This window comes from Escherichia sp. 93.0816 (genome assembly GCF_013368855.2).
GTDB classification, from domain to species: Bacteria; Pseudomonadota; Gammaproteobacteria; order Enterobacterales; family Enterobacteriaceae; genus Escherichia; species Escherichia ruysiae.
The window spans coordinates 1-18,385 of record NZ_JABWNC020000038.1; the positions used below are offsets into that span (position 1 = coordinate 1).

General features: G+C 51.3%; 13 protein-coding genes. 8 read left to right on the plus strand and 5 right to left on the minus strand.

Going from position 1 to position 18,385, the window contains the following annotated elements:
* The first annotated feature begins 136 nt into the window (after nucleotides 1-136).
* The 3 genes from hmsP to HEM79_RS21590 all read left to right on the plus strand — a co-directional run bounded on the left by hmsP (nucleotide 137) and on the right by HEM79_RS21590 (nucleotide 5,310).
* Entirely contained in the window at nucleotides 137-2,125 is a 1,989-nt protein-coding gene (gene hmsP / locus HEM79_RS21580; protein ID WP_176241331.1) for a biofilm formation regulator HmsP, read from the plus strand.
* A gap of 182 nt (nucleotides 2,126-2,307) precedes the next feature.
* Complete coding sequence (dctA, locus tag HEM79_RS21585) at nucleotides 2,308-3,594, plus strand: C4-dicarboxylate transporter DctC (protein ID WP_000858214.1); 1,287 nt, start codon at nucleotides 2,308-2,310, stop codon at nucleotides 3,592-3,594.
* A gap of 219 nt (nucleotides 3,595-3,813) precedes the next feature.
* The gene (locus HEM79_RS21590; RefSeq protein WP_016160021.1) at nucleotides 3,814-5,310 is read left to right on the plus strand and encodes a M16 family metallopeptidase; all 1,497 of its coding nucleotides are present in this window, start codon (nucleotides 3,814-3,816) and stop codon (nucleotides 5,308-5,310) included.
* Between the two features lie 95 nt (nucleotides 5,311-5,405).
* Here HEM79_RS21590 and kdgK read toward each other — a convergent pair whose 3' ends face one another.
* Entirely contained in the window at nucleotides 5,406-6,335 is a 930-nt protein-coding gene (kdgK, locus tag HEM79_RS21595; RefSeq protein WP_000037563.1) for a 2-dehydro-3-deoxygluconokinase, read from the minus strand.
* A gap of 231 nt (nucleotides 6,336-6,566) precedes the next feature.
* On the opposite strand from kdgK, the gene pdeH reads away from it, so the two are divergent.
* A complete protein-coding gene (gene pdeH / locus HEM79_RS21600; RefSeq protein ID WP_000621120.1) occupies nucleotides 6,567-7,334 on the plus strand; it encodes a cyclic-guanylate-specific phosphodiesterase in 768 nt (255 codons plus the stop codon).
* Between the two features lie 69 nt (nucleotides 7,335-7,403).
* On the plus strand, nucleotides 7,404-9,464 hold the full coding sequence (locus HEM79_RS21605) for an AsmA family protein (protein WP_176241332.1): 2,061 nt from the start codon (nucleotides 7,404-7,406) through the stop codon (nucleotides 9,462-9,464).
* 294 nt (nucleotides 9,465-9,758) lie between these two features.
* Here the strand turns inward: HEM79_RS21605 and HEM79_RS21610 are convergent, their stop codons facing one another.
* From HEM79_RS21610 to HEM79_RS21620, 3 genes are all read right to left on the minus strand, one after another.
* Nucleotides 9,759-11,081 carry an MFS transporter gene (locus tag HEM79_RS21610; protein WP_176241333.1) on the minus strand — a complete coding sequence of 441 codons (1,323 nt, stop codon included), beginning with the start codon at nucleotides 11,079-11,081 and terminating at the stop codon, nucleotides 9,759-9,761.
* 390 nt (nucleotides 11,082-11,471) lie between these two features.
* Complete coding sequence (gene yhjD, locus HEM79_RS21615) at nucleotides 11,472-12,485, minus strand: inner membrane protein YhjD (protein ID WP_176241334.1); 1,014 nt, start codon at nucleotides 12,483-12,485, stop codon at nucleotides 11,472-11,474.
* A 48-nt stretch (nucleotides 12,486-12,533) separates the two neighbouring features.
* Complete coding sequence (locus HEM79_RS21620) at nucleotides 12,534-13,433, minus strand: LysR family transcriptional regulator (RefSeq protein ID WP_032147810.1); 900 nt, start codon at nucleotides 13,431-13,433, stop codon at nucleotides 12,534-12,536.
* Between the two features lie 518 nt (nucleotides 13,434-13,951).
* Here HEM79_RS21620 and HEM79_RS21625 point away from each other — a divergent pair.
* Complete coding sequence (locus HEM79_RS21625; RefSeq protein WP_176241335.1) at nucleotides 13,952-14,554, plus strand: helix-turn-helix transcriptional regulator; 603 nt, start codon at nucleotides 13,952-13,954, stop codon at nucleotides 14,552-14,554.
* Between the two features lie 49 nt (nucleotides 14,555-14,603).
* On the opposite strand, the gene HEM79_RS21630 is transcribed toward HEM79_RS21625, so the two are convergent.
* Nucleotides 14,604-16,253, minus strand: coding sequence for an alpha,alpha-trehalase (locus HEM79_RS21630; RefSeq protein ID WP_000934235.1), 1,650 nt, complete (start codon nucleotides 16,251-16,253; stop codon nucleotides 14,604-14,606).
* Nucleotides 16,254-16,657: 404 nt separating this feature from the next.
* Between HEM79_RS21630 and ccp the strand changes: the two genes are divergently transcribed.
* A complete protein-coding gene (gene ccp / locus HEM79_RS21635; RefSeq protein ID WP_032226742.1) occupies nucleotides 16,658-18,055 on the plus strand; it encodes a cytochrome c peroxidase in 1,398 nt (465 codons plus the stop codon).
* Between the two features lie 209 nt (nucleotides 18,056-18,264).
* A partial coding sequence (locus HEM79_RS22790; protein WP_244498947.1) for a hypothetical protein occupies nucleotides 18,265-18,385 on the plus strand: 121 nt, incomplete at its 3' end.

Here is an 18,385-nt window from a genome sequence, read left to right on the forward strand (position 1 = left end):
GCAGGGCGACATGGATTTACCGCCGCAGCCGCTGATACCTTACGCCGACTGGTAAGTTTTCAGATAGCGCCTCTCTTAATGCCGCTGCGATCGGGTATACTCGGGCGGCAATCTGGGATTTCCGGGGGGAGACAATTTGCGCGTTAGTCGCTCGTTAACAATTAAGCAGATGGCAATGGTGGCGGCCGTTGTCATGGTGTTCGTTTTTGTTTTTTGCACTGTTTTGCTGTTCCATCTGGTACAGCAGAATCGCTATAACACGGCTACGCAACTGGAAAGCATTGCTCGCTCTGTCCGCGAACCCTTATCTTCCGCCATTTTGAAAGGTGATATTCCTCAGGCGGAAGCTATTCTTGCCAGCATAAAACCAGCGGGCGTGGTCAGTCGCGCCGACGTAGTGCTGCCTAATCAGTTCCAGGCACTGCGTAAAAGTTTTATTCCAGAGCGACCGGTGCCGGTGACGTTCACCCGACTGTTTGAGTTACCGGTACAAATCTCGCTGGGCGTCTACTCGCTGGAACGTCCCGCTACCCCGCAGCCGATTGCCTATCTGGTGTTACAGGCGGATTCCTTCCGCATGTACAAGTTCGTGATGAGCACAGTCTCTACGTTAGTGACCATTTACTTACTTTTATCGCTGATCCTGACGGTGGCGATTAGCTGGTGCATTAATCGACTGATATTACATCCTTTACGCAATATCGCTCGCGAGCTAAACGCCATTCCACCGCAAGAGATTATCGGTCATCAACTGGCCTTGCCGCGTCTGCATCAGGACGACGAAATCGGTATGCTGGTGCGCAGTTACAACCTCAATCAGCAACTGTTGCAGCGCCATTATGAAGAACAGTGCGAAAATGCGATGCGTTTCCCGGTGTCGGATTTGCCAAACAAAGCCTTGCTGATGGAGATGCTGGAACAGGTGGTCGCACGTAAACAAACCACCGCACTGATGATAATCACTTGTGAAACGCTACGTGATACTGCTGGCGTGCTGAAAGAGGCGCAGCGGGAAATCCTGCTACTGACGCTGGTGGAGAAAATCAAATCGGTGCTGTCGCCACGCATGATCCTCGCACAGGTCAGTGGCTATGACTTCGCTGTGATCGCTAATGGTGTACAGGAACCGTGGCACGCTATCACATTAGGTCAGCAAGTGCTCACTATCATGAGTGAACGCTTGCCGATTGAACGTATTCAGCTACGTCCGCACTGTAGCATCGGTGTGGCGATGTTCTATGGCGATCTTACTGCCGAACAACTTTATGGTCGTGCTATTTCGGCGGCATTTACCGCTCGTCATAAAGGGAAGAATCAGATTCAGTTCTATGATCCACAGCAGATGGAAGAAGCTCAACAACGGTTGACGGAAGAGAGCGACATCCTTAATGCACTGGAAAATCATAAGTTTGCAATCTGGCTACAGCCGCAGGTGGAGATGACCAGCGGCAAACTCGTCAGCGCGGAAGCGTTGCTGCGCATCCAGCAACCGGATGGCACATGGGAACTGCCGGATGGCTTAATCGATCGTATTGAGTCCTGTGGACTGATGGTTACCGTCGGTCATTGGGTGCTGGAGGAATCCTGTCGACTGCTTGCTGCCTGGCAAGAGCGCGGCATTATGTTGCCATTATCGGTGAATCTCTCGGCGCTACAGCTGATGCACCCAAATATGGTGCCGGATATGCTGGGGTTATTAACTCGTTATCGTATTCAGCCTGGAACGTTGATCCTGGAGGTCACGGAAAGCCGACGCATTGATGACCCTCACGCGGCGGTGGCGATCCTCCGCCCGCTGCGCAACGCCGGCGTACAGGTGGCGCTGGATGATTTCGGCATGGGTTACGCAGGGCTGCGTCAGTTGCAGCATATGAAATCGTTGCCAATAGACGTGCTGAAAATCGACAAAATGTTTGTTGAAGGCTTACCGGAAGATAGCAGCATGATTGCTGCAATTATCATGCTGGCACAAAGCCTGAATCTGCAAATGATTGCTGAAGGCGTAGAAACGGAAGCGCAACGCGACTGGCTGGCAAACGCAGGTGTTGGTATTGCCCAGGGCTTCCTTTTTGCCCGTCCACTCCCCATAGAAATCTTCGAAGAGAGTTACCTGGAAGAAAAGTAGCTACCCCAAACTGATTACAAAACTTTAAAAAGTGCTGGTTTGTGCGAGCCAGCTCAAACTTTTTAACCTTTTTGTTTCAATTATGATCCAGGTACATTTCTGTGATGTTGTCTGGGTGTTATTTTAAGGCCGCAGGTACCCCATAACCTTACAAGACCTGTGGTTTTACTAAAGGACACCCTATGAAAACCTCTCTGTTTAAAAGCCTTTACTTTCAGGTCCTGACAGCGATAGCCATTGGTATTCTCCTTGGCCATTTCTACCCTGAGATAGGCGAGCAAATGAAACCGCTTGGCGACGGGTTCGTTAAGCTCATTAAGATGATCATCGCTCCTGTCATCTTTTGTACCGTCGTAACGGGCATTGCGGGCATGGAAAGCATGAAGGCGGTCGGTCGTACCGGCGCAGTCGCACTGCTTTACTTTGAAATTGTCAGTACCATCGCGCTGATTATTGGTCTTATTATTGTTAACGTCGTGCAGCCTGGCGCCGGAATGAACGTCGATCCGGCAACGCTTGATGCGAAAGCGGTAGCGGTTTACGCCGATCAGGCAAAAGACCAGGGCATTGTCGCCTTTATTATGGATGTCATCCCGGCGAGCGTCATTGGCGCATTTGCCAGCGGTAACATCCTGCAGGTGCTGCTGTTTGCCGTACTGTTTGGTTTTGCGCTCCACCGTCTGGGCAGCAAAGGCCAACTGATTTTTAACGTCATCGAAAGTTTTTCGCAGGTCATCTTCGGCATCATCAATATGATCATGCGTCTGGCACCCATCGGTGCGTTTGGGGCGATGGCGTTTACCATCGGTAAATACGGCGTCGGCACGCTAGTGCAACTGGGGCAGCTCATTATCTGCTTCTACATCACCTGTATCCTGTTTGTGGTGCTGGTACTGGGTTCAATCGCTAAAGCGACCGGTTTCAGTATCTTCAAATTTATACGCTACATCCGTGAAGAACTGCTGATTGTGCTGGGAACATCATCTTCCGAGTCGGCGCTGCCGCGTATGCTCGACAAGATGGAAAAACTCGGCTGCCGGAAGTCGGTGGTGGGGCTGGTTATCCCGACAGGCTACTCGTTTAACCTTGATGGAACATCGATATACCTGACGATGGCGGCGGTGTTTATCGCCCAGGCCACTAACAGTCAGATGGATATCGTCCACCAAATTACGCTGTTAATTGTGTTGCTGCTCTCTTCCAAAGGGGCGGCTGGGGTAACGGGCAGTGGCTTTATCGTGCTGGCGGCGACACTCTCTGCGGTGGGCCATTTGCCGGTGGCGGGTCTGGCGCTGATCCTCGGTATCGACCGCTTCATGTCAGAAGCCCGTGCGCTGACTAACCTGGTCGGTAACGGCGTAGCGACCATCGTAGTTGCTAAGTGGGTTAAAGAGCTGGACCACAAAAAACTGGATGATGTGCTGAATAATCGTGCGCCGGATGGCAAAACGCACGAATTATCCTCTTAATCTCACCACTTATGCCCGCACTCCCTTCCCCGAGTGCGGGTGTTTGCGCATAATTGCCCCCTGTGCCCGAACTTACCACCTGGGTGAGTTCGGGTTTATTTCACTTCCTCCGTGACATTTTCATGTTCTTGCGGTCTAACACGAAGTGTTTTTAACGTCATTTAGGCTGACCGATAGCGGGCAGTCTTTTATTACCAGGATAGTTGATCAGGGGTTCACATGCAGGGCACAAAAATTCGACTTTTAGCGGGCGGTTTGCTGGTGATGGCCACTGCTGGCTATGTGCAGGCAGATGCGCTCCAGCCTGATCCAGCATGGCAACAGGGGACGCTCGCCAACGGTTTACAGTGGCAAGTGCTGACCACGCCCCAGCGTCCCAGCGATCGTGTTGAAATTCGCCTGCTGGTTAATACCGGTTCGCTCGCCGAAAGCACCCAACAGAGCGGTTACAGTCATGCCATTCCTCGTATTGCGCTGACGCAAAGCGGTGGTCTGGAAGCGGCACAGGCACGTTCATTGTGGCAGCAGGGGATCGACCCTAAGCGCCCGATGCCGCCGGTGATCGTCTCTTACGACACCACGCTGTTTAATCTGAGTTTGCCAAATAATCGTAACGATCTGCTGAAAGAGGCGCTCTCTTATCTGGCGAATGCGACTGGCAAGCTGACCATCACACCAGAAACGGTTAACCATGCGCTGCAAAGCCAGGACATGGTGGCAACCTGGCCTGCCGACACTAAAGAAGGCTGGTGGCGCTATCGTCTGAAAGGATCAACCTTGTTAGGTCACGATCCTGCCGATCCGCTGAAAAAGCCCGTTGAAGCGGAAAAAATTAAAGATTTCTACCAGAAATGGTACACCCCAGATGCAATGACGCTGCTGGTGGTGGGAAACGTTGATGCGCGCTCGGTTGTAGACCAGATCAACAAAACGTTTGGCGAACTGAAAGGCAAACGTGAAACACCGGCTCCGGTGCCGACGCTTTCTCCGCTGCGTGCGGAAGCGGTGAGCATTATGACCGACGCGGTGCGCCAGGATCGGTTATCTATCATGTGGGACACGCCGTGGCAGCCAATTCGTGAATCTGCCGCACTGCTGCGCTACTGGCGCGCGGATCTGGCTCGTGAGGCGCTGTTCTGGCATGTTCAGCAAGCATTAAGCGCCAATAACAGCAAAGACATCGGCCTTGGATTTGATTGCCGAGTGCTGTATCTGCGTGCGCAATGTGCCATCAACATTGAGTCACCAAACGACAAGCTGAACAGCAACCTTAATCTGGTGGCGCGTGAACTGGCGAAAGTCCGCGATAAAGGTCTGCCGGAAGAAGAGTTCAACGCCCTGGTCGCGCAAAAGAAACTGGAGCTGCAGAAACTGTTTGCTGCCTATGCACGAGCTGATACCGATATTCTGATGGGGCAGCGGATGCGTTCACTGCAAAATCAGGTTGTCGATATCGCACCGGAGCAATATCAGAAACTGCGTCAGGATTTCCTTAACAGCCTGACGGTAGAGATGTTAAATCAGGATCTGCGTCAGCAGTTGTCGAACGACATGGCGTTAATTCTGCTGCAGCCGAAAGGCGAGCCGGAATTTAACATGAAATCGTTGCAGGCTGCCTGGGATCAAATCATGGCGCCATCGGCCACGGCTGCGGCGACGTCTGTCGCCACGGATGATGTGCATCCTGAAGTGACGGATATTCCACCTGCACAGTAATGCCTGATGGTGATGAGTTAGCACAACCATCAGGTATTTATGGATGAGCTGGATAGAGGGGTAACACTTTATCCAGCCTTTTGCATATGCTGCTTTTACGCTGGCATCGCCTCACGCGGGATAATCGCGCCGCGATACTGGATAACCGTACTTGCAGTCAAATGTCCGCGTTTTGCCGCTTCTTCTGCACTTCCCCCGGTCAGGCGTACCGCCAGATAACCGGCGCTGAAAGAGTCACCCGCAGCGGTGGTGTCGATCACTTTTTCTTTCGGCAGTTTCACCGCTGGAACATCCACTAACCCTTCGCCAGCAATGGACACCAGGCAAGAATCCGCCCCGCGTTTTACTACCACTTCTTTCACGCCTGCGTTATGGGTGCGCGCAATGACGTCTTCCACCGGCTGTTGACCCCACAGCGCGTCTTCATCGTCCAGCGTCAGGAAGGCGATATCTGTGCATTCCAGCATTTGCTGGTACACCTGCTGCGTCTCTTCTTTGCTCGCCCACAGGCGCGGACGGTAGTTATTGTCGAAAATGACCTTCCCGCCGTTGGCGCGGCATTCGCGCAGCAGAGAAAGCAGCTTCTCGCGGCTGGTCGGGCTTAAGATCGCCAGGCTAATCCCGCTAAGGTAAAGGTAATCGAAATTCGCCAGCTCTTCACAAATCGCTGCTGACTGCTCGCTCTCCAGCCAGAATTTAGCTGCGGCTTCGTTACGCCAGTAGTAGAAAGTGCGTTCGCCAGTGCTATCGGTTTCAATGTAGTAAAGACCCGGCAGGCGGTTTTCCATCCGTTGGGTCAGGGAAGTATCGACGTTCTCGCCGTGCCAGGCGTCCAGCATCTGCTGGCTAAAACTGTCCGTTCCCAGCGCCGTTACGTAATGAACGGTTAATGCCGCAGGATCGACCTGACGAGCGATGTAGACGGAAGTATTCAGGGTATCGCCGCCGAAACCGCGCTTAACGTCTGCGCCTTTCTCGGAAAGCTCAATCATGCATTCGCCAATCACGGCAATCTTTTTGGACATAGTCGTGAACCTGATCTGTAAGAAATTAGCGTTAGTTTGCGCTGTGGTGGTTTGCTGGTCAACTATATTAAAACGCTGTTCCATTATTTTTTTGAGCCAGAACGTATTCCTGGAAGATTCCGTCGTTGTGTGGGCAAATTAACTTCTCTCTGGCGGTAAAGTTCTGCTGTGGCGCGCCGATAATATTTGTCGAGTCCGGGCAGCATCACTTTTAAACACAGGACATCTTCGATGATAAGGCAGGTTATCCAGCGAATAAGCAACCCTGAAACAAGCATCGAGAGCTTGCAGGAACGGCGTTTTTGGTTGCAGTGTGAGCGCGTTTATACCTGGCAGCCGATTTACCAGACTTCCGGACGATTGATGGCCGTGGAGCTTTTAACCATTGTCACGCATCCTGATAATCCCTCGCAACGGCTGCCGCCAGATCGTTATTTTGCCGAAATCACCGTCAGGCATCGTATGGATGTGGTGAAAGAACAGATTGATTTACTGGCGAAAAAAGCTGCGTTCTTCGTTGAGCACGGCCTGCTGGCATCGGTTAATATTGATGGACCTACGCTTCTCGCCCTACGTCAGCAGCCGGAAATTTTGCGTCAGATTGACCGTCTTCCCTGGCTGCGTTTCGAACTGGTGGAACACATCCGTCTACCGAAAGATTCAACGTTTGCTTCGATGTGCGAATTTGGCCCACTGTGGCTGGATGATTTTGGCACCGGGATGGCAAATTTCTCTGCGCTAAGTGAAGTGCGTTACGACTACATCAAAATAGCTCGCGAACTGTTTGTGATGTTGCGCCAGTCGCCCGAAGGTCGCACGCTCTTTTCCCAGCTTTTGCATTTGATGAACCGCTACTGCCGTGGGGTGATCGTCGAAGGTATCGAGACTGAGGAAGAATGGGGCGATGTGCAAAATTCTCCCGCATTCGCCGCACAAGGCTGGTTTCTTTCACGTCCGGCACCAATAGAAACGCTGGACTCGGTGGCGCTGGCTCTGTAAGTCCCCTCATTTTCTGCCTGGCTGGACTATCTTTAGGACTGGCACAGGAAGAATGTGAGGAAGCGAACTATGAGCAAAGCAGGCAAAATAACCGCTGCGATTTCAGGGGCTTTCTTGTTGTTGATCGTCGTGGCGATCATTTTGATTGCAACGTTTGACTGGAACCGTCTCAAACCGACCATCAACCAGAAAGTCTCTGCGGAACTGAATCGCCCCTTCGCCATCCGTGGCGATCTGGGCGTGGTGTGGGAACGGCAAAAGCAGGAAACCGGCTGGCGTAGCTGGGTGCCGTGGCCTCATGTACACGCACAAGACATCATTCTCGGCAACCCGCCGGATATTCCCGAAGTGACGATGGTACATTTACCGCGCGTAGAAGCGACGCTGGCTCCGCTGGCGTTGCTGACTAAAACGGTCTGGCTGCCGTGGATCAAGCTGGAAAAGCCCGACGCGCGCCTGATTCGCCTCTCGGAAAAGAACAACAACTGGACGTTTAATCTCGCCAACGATGACAACAAAGACGCGAATGCAAAGCCGTCGGCGTGGTCGTTCCGCCTGGATAATATTCTGTTCGATCAAGGGCGGATCGCTATTGATGACAAAGTAAGCAAAGCGGATCTGGAAATTTTTGTCGATCCGTTAGGCAAGCCGCTGCCGTTCAGCGAAGTTACCGGAGCGAAAGGTAAAACGGATAAAGAGAAGGTGGGCGATTACGTTTTTGGCCTGAAAGCGCAGGGGCGTTATAACGGCGAACCGCTCACGGGTACGGGAAAAATAGGCGGTATGCTGGCGCTGCGTGGTGAAGGAACACCGTTTCCGGTGCAGGCTGATTTTCGCTCCGGTAATACCCGTGTTGCTTTTGATGGCGTCGTGAATGACCCAATGAAGATGGGTGGTGTCGATTTACGGCTTAAATTTTCCGGCGATTCGCTGGGTGATCTCTATGAACTGACAGGCGTTCTGCTGCCCGATACCCCACCGTTTGAAACCAATGGTCGGCTGGTAGCGAAAATCGACACTGAAAAATCGTCGGTCTTTGATTATCGCGGCTTTAACGGGCGTATTGGTGATAGTGATATTCACGGTTCTCTGGTCTACACCACCGGCAAGCCGCGACCAAAGCTGGAAGGTGACGTTGAGTCGCGGCAGTTACGGCTGGCTGATTTGGGGCCGTTGATTGGCGTTGATTCCGGGAAAGGGGCAGAAAAGTCGAAACGCTCTGAACAGAAGAAGGGCGAGAAAAACGTTCAGCCTGCGGGCAAAGTGCTGCCTTATGACCGCTTCGAAACCGATAAATGGGATGCGATGGATGCTGATGTTCGTTTCAAAGGCCGACGTATCGAGCATGGCAGCAGTTTGCCGATTAGCGATCTTTCTACTCATATCATCCTCAAAAACGCTGACCTACGCCTGCAACCGCTGAAATTTGGTATGGCAGGCGGCAGCATTGCGGCGAATATTCATCTGGAGGGGGACAAAAAACCGATGCAGGGGCGGGCGGATATACAGGCTCGTCGACTGAAGCTGAAGGAGCTGATGCCGGATGTAGAACTGATGCAGAAAACGCTGGGAGAAATGAACGGCGATGCTGAACTGCGTGGTAGCGGTAACTCGGTGGCGGCGCTTTTAGGCAACAGTAACGGCAACCTGAAACTGTTGATGAATGACGGGCTGGTGAGCCGTAACCTGATGGAGATTGTTGGGCTGAACGTCGGAAACTACATTGTCGGTGCGATTTTCGGTGATGATGAGGTGCGGGTGAACTGCGCGGCGGCGAATCTGGATATCGCTAACGGTGTGGCACGCCCGCAGATTTTTGCTTTCGATACTGAGAACGCGTTGATTAACGTTACCGGCACGGCAAGTTTTGCTTCGGAGCAACTGGATTTGACTATTGATCCGGAGAGCAAAGGGATTCGTATTATCACGCTGCGTTCGCCGCTGTATGTGCGTGGGACGTTTAAGAACCCGCAGGCTGGCGTGAAAGCCGGGCCGTTGATTGCCCGTGGTGCTGTTGCGGCGGCACTGGCAACGCTGGTGACGCCTGCGGCGGCGTTACTGGCGCTGATTTCGCCTTCAGAAGGTGAAGCTAATCAGTGCCGGATGATTTTGTCGCAGATGAAGAAGTGATGGGTTGGATTAGATTTGCTGGTGAGTTCGGGAGCAGCGTGTTCCCCTCACCCTAACCCTCTCCCCAAAGGGGCGAGGGGACTGTTTTGTGCGTGTTGAAACAACGAGAGCCGCTTTTCCGTTCACTTTCTGGCGAGGGGACTGTTTTGTGCGTGTTGAAATAACGAGTACCGCTTTTCCGTTCACTTTCTGGGGGGGAGGACTGTTATGTTCGCGATGTAACATTTTGCTCCGCTTTTCTCCCTCTCCCTTTCAGGGAGAGGGCTGGGGTGAGGGTGGTAGCCCGCACGATACTTACAACGACTGATGCCGCGTCTCATGCGTCAGCAGCAAGGCGATTAACGTCAAGCCAGCCATCGCCGCCAGATATAACCCCACCGCACCTAACCCGTAGTTAGTCTGCAACCAGGCTGCGATATACGGCGCAACGGAAGCCCCGAGAATCGACGATACGTTGTAAGAGAACGATGCTCCGGTGTAACGCACTTCTGTCGGGAACAGCTCCGGTAACAGCGCACCCATTGGCCCAAAGGTCAGCCCCATCAGACTTAACCCCAACAGCAGGAAGGCAAAAACCAGAATCGGGTTGCCAGAACCGAGCAACGGGTTAAAGGCGAACAGCGCGAACAGGATGATAAGCGTCGTGATGATTACCATGCTTTTACGGCGACCAAAGGCATCGGCCAGCAATCCGGCAACCGGCACCATCACGCCAAAACCAATTACTGCCATCATCAGCATCCACAGCACTTCGTTACGCGGCAGGCCAAGCCCGACAGGCGCGGTGGCGGTACTGAAGGTCATCGAGTAGACGGTCATGATGTAAAACAGCGTGTAGGTCGCCAGCATGATGAAGGTGCCGAGCACCGTGACGCGCACGTGTTTGGTCAGCAGTGTACCCAGCGGGATCTTCACCTGCTTTTTCGCTTTTGCGACTTTCTCAAACACCGGTGATTCATGCAGCGAAACGCGGACATACAGGCCGATAATCACCAGCACCGCCGAGAAGATAAACGGCACGCGCCAGCCCCAGCTCATAAACTGCTCGTCCGTCAGTAGCCACGAGAGCAACAGGAAAGTGCCGTTGGCAAAGAAGAAGCCAATTGGGGCGCCCAGTTGCGGGAAAGAGCCGTAAAGCGCACGTTTGCGCGGCGGGGCATTTTCAGTTGCCAGCAGAGCCGCGCCGCCCCATTCACCGCCTAATCCCAGCCCCTGACCAAATCGAGCCAGCGCCAGCAACAGCGGGGCGAAAATACCAATCGTGGCATAGCCCGGCAACAGACCAATCACCACTGTCGAAATCCCCATCGTTAGCAACGAGGCGACCAGCGTCGCTTTACGTCCAATGCGATCGCCGAAATGACCAAATACGGCAGAGCCGATGGGGCGCGCGACGAAGGCAATGGCGAAGGTGGCAAGCGATTGTAGGGTCGCTGCTGCCGGGTCGCCCTGCGGGAAGAAGATATGCGGGAACACAATGACGGCTGCAGTGGCGTAAATGTAAAAGTCGAAGAACTCAATGGCTGTACCAATGAGGGAGGCAACAAGGACTTTATTACGCGAGTTTACCGGCGTGAATTCCTGGTTATTTTCGAGTGTTGTGGCGGTTGCTTGCATAATCTTTTCTTATTTTTTGGCTAACGAATAGCCATATTACGCACAGCAAAAGTGATATTTCAATGTGTAACAAATCGCGAAAACGGTCAAAAACCAGGCAAAAAGGGGATAATGTTTAGGCTGATGATTTTTCTTCTATGAAATGCTTCACACAATTTCATAAATAGTCAATAAAACTGGTTTCAGGTTAAATAAAAGTTACCGACTGGATTTATATGCTGGGCTAATGAGTTGGCGTGAAATTGTTTGCTCCTGAAGAGATGTCGTTTCGGGTAGTTATGCGCACATTATAGCCGGATGCGATGCTGGCGCATCTTATCCGGCCAGGGGGGAGCCAGGCCGAATAAATTCGTAGGTCGGATAAGGCGTTTACGCCGCATCCGGCATATTTTAATGCTGTGTTTTCCCCGGCATTCGCGGGTCATCTTTATACTCGGCGGTGGCAATCCACGCCGCGCAAAACAGCGTCAGGCGAGCGAAGAAGTAGAAAAATGCCATCAGCCCCAGCACGGAACCAAATGCTGCGCCAGATGGGGATTTCATCAACGACGGCAGGGTATACGTCATCACAATTTTAATCACTTCAAAACCAATCGCTGCGAGGAACGTCCCGCGAATCAGCGCCTTTCTACGCGGGCGGTGGCGCGGCAGGCGCCAGAAGATCCAGAAGAAAAGCAGATAGTTGGCAAAGATAGAAATCGCCAGACCAATCAACCGCCACGTCGGTTTCAGCCACTCAATGCTATTAAGGTGCAGCGCGCTAATAATCATTTGTTGCGCAGAACCGGCAACGGAAGTGATTGAGAGCGTCACAATCAGCGCAATCAACAAACCAATCAGCGAAATAAAGTCACGCAGATATTTTACCCAGAACTTCTCCTGATCTTGCGGCGAACGTTCCCAGACATCGCGCGATTGGGCGCGAATTGCTTCACGTAAATTCCCCATCCAGTTGATGCCGGAGTATAGCGCCACGGCTAACCCAACAAGTCCTACGGTAGTACGCTGCTGAACGGCAGTGTTGATGGTGTTTTTCAACGTGGCGGCAAGCGTCGGATCGCTGATGTTTTGCAGAATCTTGTCGAAGATATCCTGTAACAGCATCGGATGCGAAGCCAGCACAAAACCCCCTGCGGCAAATGACACCATTAAAATCGGGATCATCGACAAAAACGAGAAATAGGTGATGGCCGCGCCAAACTGATTACCCAGCCGATCGTTAAAGCGTTCTGTCGCGCGAATAAGGTGCGCGATGATCGGTTGGCGTTGGATTTTCTCGGCGGTGGTGGTGACGGTTTCCAGTGCCTGACTGACTTTGCCGCCTTTATCGCTATTATCCAGATGCTTAATTGGCTCGTGCTCCAGATCCTGGGTGGGACGTTTGATCTCGTTTTCCTGCGTCATCCGCTCTTTAGTCCTTCTGTCGTTGTCTTTCTTAAAAAGTATAGTCGGTCAGTCCAGGTACTCTTTCATCACGCCAGCCAGCCACTGCATAAACAGGTTTACACGGCGGGAAAGCTCCCGACGCTGTGGGTAAACCAGAGAAATGGAGCGTGGTTCGGCGCGGTAGTTGGGTAACACTTCGATAAGCTGTCTGGCGCGTAGGGCTTCGCGTACGGTGACGCGGGGGATCTGAATAATCCCCAGTCCCGCCAGACCGGCGGCAAGATAGTTTTCTCTACTGTTTACCGTCAACATGCCGCCGGACTTAAACCACTGGACGCCATTAACACTGGCAACCTCAAAACCCAACGGATGCGCGCCCAGATGTGGCGTGTAATGCACTACTGCGTGCGAAGTCAGGTCGTCGGGACTTTGCGGATAACCAAAGCGCGTCAGATAGTGCGGACTGGCGCAGTTGACCATCGTCAGTTTGCCGAGGGGACGGGTGATGAGTCCATCATCGGGCAACGTTCCCGTGCGTACTACGCAATCAAAGCCATCATGAAGAATATCTACCGGACGGTCATTGCTGCTTAATTCCAGTTCAATTCCCGGATATTGATGGAGAAATTCGGGCAGGCGCGGCAGTAGCAGGGTTTTTGCTATCCCGGACGGGATATCGATGCGCAATTTACCGCTGATGCTGGTGGCCTCCTGCTGAAATAAACCGTCCAGTTCGTTGAGATTACTCAACACATCTTTTGCCCGTTGGTAGTAGGTCATGCCATCAGGCGTGAGTTTGACCCGTCGCGTGGTGCGCTGGAGAAGCTGGGTGCCAAGTTGATGTTCCAGTGCCTGTATCTGGCGCGAAACACTTCCCTTTGGCAAAGCAAAGAAATCCGCCGCGCGGGAAAAACTCTCCAGCTCTGCGACTTTGATGAACAACTGCATTGCGTGAATTTTATCCATTTCTTTGACCGATTGTTGTTCACAGCGAAACAGTAACGCGTATATCGCATTGTTTATTGTTTTTTCTAACATCTAATGCATGGTTTCACAACGATGCAACGTTGAAAGTGAGGTGATTTTAGAGAATAAAAGGCGGATTCGCGTCTCTGAATAGAGAAATAACCAACAGAAAGCCAAAATTTTGATTCGTTTTATAAAATGCTCACACACGACATTGCGTATTTGTGCGTAATCCAGTCACTTTCTTAAACTGTGGATGCTATTAAAGCGTGCGCTGAATTGGCCGGGTTAACCGGAACGTGGCGCGAAAATATAAGGAATTCCTTAAGATTTTTTTAAATAGTGCCCTCGACATGTAATTTCAGGCGTTTAGCTGTAACTATTTATATCGGTAACTATTTTCTGTCTTTCATCTCTGTAGAATGGCCTCTGCCAAATGGCGAATTCTTATTTTGTCTCTCGGGTAATACCCTTCCACTACTTAAGTCTTTTTAACGTATTCAGGTGGAGATTCAGTAATGCAAATAATCATGTTTGACAGGCAGTCAATATTTATTCATGGAATGAAAGTCAGTTTACAGCAACGTATTCCAGGAGTAGGTATTCAGGGCGTCGGTCAGGCAGACGAGTTATGGCAAAAGCTGGAAAGCTACCCTGAAGCCTTAGTTATGCTCGATGGCGATCAGGATGGTGAGTTTTGCTACTGGTTACTGCAAAAAATCGTGGTGCAATTTCCTGAGGTTAAGGTGTTAATCACGGCTTCGGATTGCAACAAACGATGGTTGCAGGAGGTTATTCATTTCAATGTGATGGCGATTGTACCGCGTGATTCTTCAATCGATACGTTCGTGTTGGCGGTCAATAGTGCGGCGATGGGAATGATGTTTCTGCCCGGTGACTGGCGAACCACGCCGGAAAAGGATACGAAAGATCTCAAATCGTTAAGCGCCCGCCAGCGGGAAATTTTAACCATGCTGGCGGCGGGCGAATCGAATAAAGAGATTGGTCGGGCATTAAATATCAGCACCGGAACGGTAAAAGCGCACCTGGAATCGCTCTATCGCCGTCTGGAAGTGAAAAACCGTACCCAGGCAGCGATGATGTTAAATATCTCCTCCTGAAGAGGATAATTTTACAGCCAGCAGGAAGTTAGCGGTTGGCTGTAAAATATTACGGTTCGCCGTATAGACCAATTAAACGGCGTACCACACCGTTGGTCCAGCCAAACCCATCCTGCAACGGATATTCGCCCCCGCCGCCCTCGCGGGGGACACCATCGGCAATATGGTATTTCTCGATCAGTTTGTGCTGTTCCAGGTAGAACTGATTCACCGTCTTCAGCCAGCTACGCGCGATCTCATCCCCCAGATAGTCATCACCGTACATTTTAAATCCCTGAATCGCCATCCATTGTAATGGCGCCCAGCCGTTGGGTTTATCCCACTGTTCACCGGTTTCATACTCACTTGCCAGAATCCCGCCCGGCGTCAGTAAACGGCTTCGCACGGCATTTGCCAGACGGTCGGCCTGTTCATGGCTCGCCATGCCCACATATAACGGCACAATGGCAGCAGCGGAAAAGAGAGCCTGCTGTTCGCGCCGCCAGTCGTAATCGCGGTAGAGACCATTTTCATCATCCCAGAGATAATGGTTTACCGCATCGCGGCGGGCATTGGCTTTCTGGCGGAACAGAGTTTCCGTTTCCTTGTCGCCTTTCAGCGCCGAGATGTTGGCGATGGCGCTCTCCAGTTTAAACAGGAAAGCATTCAGATCGATGGGGATGAACTGAGTGGTACGAATACTCGCCAGGCGACCGGCGTCGCGTAGCCAGCGGGAGGAGTAATCCCAGCCAGAAGCTGCGCCCGCGCGTAAATCGCGGTACACCTCGTTCGGCGGACGACCAGAGTGCTTCGCGGTTTCCACATCCTCCAGCCAGGATTCGTCACGCGGCGTGTCGCGGTCGTCCCAGTAGCGGTTAAGCAGCGAACCATCCGGCATCCGCACTACATGGCGATAGGCCTGATTAGGGATCAGCGATTCTGCTCCGTCCATCCAGAAGGCATATTCCATTTTCAGATGGTCGAGATAGCGGCGCGCCCCGCGTACACCATCTTCTTCAAACAACTCCACCATCAGCGCAAAAACCGGTGGCTGCGAGCGGCTCAAATAGTAGGTGCGGTTGCCGTTGGGGATGTGCCCGTAGTTTTCGATCATCCAGGCGAAGTTATCGGCCATGCATTTCAGCAAATCTTCACGCCCGCTTTCCGCCAGACCCAGCATGGTGAAATAAGAATCCCAATAGTAGGTTTCGCTAAAACGACCTCCAGGGACAATATACGACTGCGGCAGCGCCAGCAGAGAAGACCACGGAATGTGATCCTGCGGCTCGCGGGTTAATACCGGCCATAGCTGGTCGATATGCTCTTTCAGGGAGTTTTGCGGGTCTGATACATACTCGCTGGAGTAGACTTCCGGTAACCAGAAGTGATTTTCAACAAACTTGCGCAAATCAAAATCACGATGACGGCGCACTTTACGATAGCGGATTAAGATATCCAGCGGGTCCATTTTGGGAGCGCAGTCAGGAAACGTTTTACTATCGGGGAAAATTTTTGCCGACTGGACATGTTCGAAAAGTTCGAGATAGCGGTCAGCAGGTGTTAGCGCGTCAGAGGCTGGCAGCCCTTCAATCATTTCGGGTTCTGGCTCTGCCTCGAGCATCTCATCCAGTTTTAATTCATACGGATCCAGTTCATAACAGAGATCGACCTCGACCATCAGTTCGTCTGGATTAGGGTTTTGAATTTTCTGATTGAGCATAAGGATCCGACCTCCGAAATTCGTCTCTAATTATCGGGCTTTCCTTTAAGCGTAGTCATTCGCTCCGGTCGATGGGCGACAAAGCGTGCGGTGGATCACGTTTATTAATGGGGCAAAAAATATAACGCACTAATATCAATGGAATTTATAAAAATAAGGATTCCATGTTGTTTTTCATTTTCGGAACATTCAATCATGGTCTCCCCGTAATCATGATATGCCATTCCTGATCTTAGTAATAGGCACAGGCTATCTTATTGATAGTTTATATTCATGTAATTGATTGATTCCTATCAAAAATCCAATCCCCCTGTTTTTTATGATGGTTTAGTCTCGCAGAGACGTTTGCAGCATTCTGGAAAATTTTCTGGGTCACAATAACTCACTACCGTGAGGGAAGAATAATGAAAATGGTCTCACGTATTACCGCGATCGGCCTGGCTGGCGTCGCGATTTGCTATTTAGGATTATCTGGTTATGTGTGGTACCACGATAATAAACGCAGTAAACAGGCTGATGTTCAGGCATCTGCTGTCAGTGAAAATAATAAGGTTTTAGGTTTTCTCCGCGAAAAAGGATGCGACTATTGCCATACGCCTTCCGCAGAATTACCCGTCTATTATTATATTCCTGGCGCGAAACAGTTGATGGATTACGACATTAGGCTCGGATATAAATCTTTTAACCTCGAGGCAGTGCGTGCGGCTCTGCTGGCAGATAAACCCGTTTCGCAAAGCGATCTGAACAAGATTGAATGGGTGATGCAGTATGAAACTATGCCGCCAACGCGTTATACCGCACTGCACTGGGCGGGTAAGGTGAGTGATGAAGAGCGGGCGGAAATACTCGCCTGGATTGCAAAACAGCGCGCGGAATATTACGCCAGCAATGACACCGCGCCGGAGCACCGTAATGAACCGGTGCAGCCCATTCCGCAAAAACTGCCTACCGATGCGCAAAAAGTGGCGTTGGGGTTTGCCCTGTATCACGATCCCCGTTTATCGGCTGATAGCACCATTTCTTGCGCTCATTGCCATGCGCTGAATGCGGGAGGTGTTGATGGTAGAAAAACATCGATTGGCGTCGGTGGTGCGGTCGGGCCGATTAATGCGCCGACGGTGTTTAACTCGGTGTTTAACGTTGAGCAATTCTGGGATGGTCGTGCGGCAACATTGCAGGATCAGGCGGGTGGGCCGCCGCTGAATCCGATTGAAATGGCGTCAAAATCCTGGGACGAAATCATTGCGAAGTTGGAAAAGGATCCTGTGCTGAAAGCGCAGTTCCTCAAAGTTTATCCGCAAGGTTTCAGTGGTGAAAATATTACTGACGCAATTGCTGAATTTGAGAAAACATTAATTACGCCGGATTCACCGTTTGATAAATGGTTGCGTGGTGATGAAAATGCGCTGACGGCGCAGCAGAAAAAAGGTTATCAATTATTTAAAGATAATAAATGTGCAACGTGTCATGGTGGTATTATTCTCGGTGGGCGTTCTTTCGAACCGCTGGGTCTGAAAAAAGACTTTAACTTTGGTGAAATTACGGCGGCGGATATTGGCCGTATGAATGTAACTAAAGAAGAACGCGATAAACTGCGCCAGAAAGTACCCGGTTTACGTAACGTTGCGCTAACGGCGCCGTACTTCCATCGCGGTGATGTGCCGACGCTGGACGGGGCGGTGAAACTGATGCTGCGCTACCAGGTCGGTAAAGAGCTGCCGCAGGAGGATGTGGATGATATCGTGGCTTTCCTGCACAGTCTGAACGGAGTTTACACACCGTATATGCAGGATAAACAATAATTAATTCGATCGCCCGAACAGGAATTTCGGGCGATTTTTATTACGATAATAAAGTCTGTTTTTTATATTATCATGTTAAATGTTTATATTATAAAAAGTCGTTTTTCTGTTTAGGATTTTGTTATTTAAATTACACCCGTAACGCCTTGCGTCCATTCCAGATAAATCCTACTTTTTTATTGCCTTCAAATAAATTTAAGGAGTTCGAAATGGACCAGAAGCTGTTAACGGATTTCCGCTCAGAACTACTCGACTCGCGTTTTGGCGCAAAGGCAATTTCCACTATCGCGGAATCTAAACGTTTTCCGCTGCACGAAATGCGCGATGACA

What these genes read in the sequence shown, in the direction of transcription:
- dctA (WP_000858214.1), top strand. Translation starts at nt 2,308, where the DNA reads ATGAAAACCTCTCTGTTTAAAAGCCTTTACTTTCAGGTCCTGACAGCG.
- HEM79_RS21630 (WP_000934235.1), bottom strand. Translation starts at nt 16,253, where the DNA reads ATGCTCAATCAGAAAATTCAAAACCCTAATCCAGACGAACTGATGGTC.
- HEM79_RS21590 (WP_016160021.1), top strand. Translation starts at nt 3,814, where the DNA reads ATGCAGGGCACAAAAATTCGACTTTTAGCGGGCGGTTTGCTGGTGATG.
- yhjD (WP_176241334.1), bottom strand. Translation starts at nt 12,485, where the DNA reads ATGACGCAGGAAAACGAGATCAAACGTCCCACCCAGGATCTGGAGCAC.
- kdgK (WP_000037563.1), bottom strand. Translation starts at nt 6,335, where the DNA reads ATGTCCAAAAAGATTGCCGTGATTGGCGAATGCATGATTGAGCTTTCC.
- ccp (WP_032226742.1), top strand. Translation starts at nt 16,658, where the DNA reads ATGAAAATGGTCTCACGTATTACCGCGATCGGCCTGGCTGGCGTCGCG.
- HEM79_RS21610 (WP_176241333.1), bottom strand. Translation starts at nt 11,081, where the DNA reads ATGCAAGCAACCGCCACAACACTCGAAAATAACCAGGAATTCACGCCG.
- HEM79_RS21625 (WP_176241335.1), top strand. Translation starts at nt 13,952, where the DNA reads ATGCAAATAATCATGTTTGACAGGCAGTCAATATTTATTCATGGAATG.
- HEM79_RS21605 (WP_176241332.1), top strand. Translation starts at nt 7,404, where the DNA reads ATGAGCAAAGCAGGCAAAATAACCGCTGCGATTTCAGGGGCTTTCTTG.
- HEM79_RS21620 (WP_032147810.1), bottom strand. Translation starts at nt 13,433, where the DNA reads ATGGATAAAATTCACGCAATGCAGTTGTTCATCAAAGTCGCAGAGCTG.
- pdeH (WP_000621120.1), top strand. Translation starts at nt 6,567, where the DNA reads ATGATAAGGCAGGTTATCCAGCGAATAAGCAACCCTGAAACAAGCATC.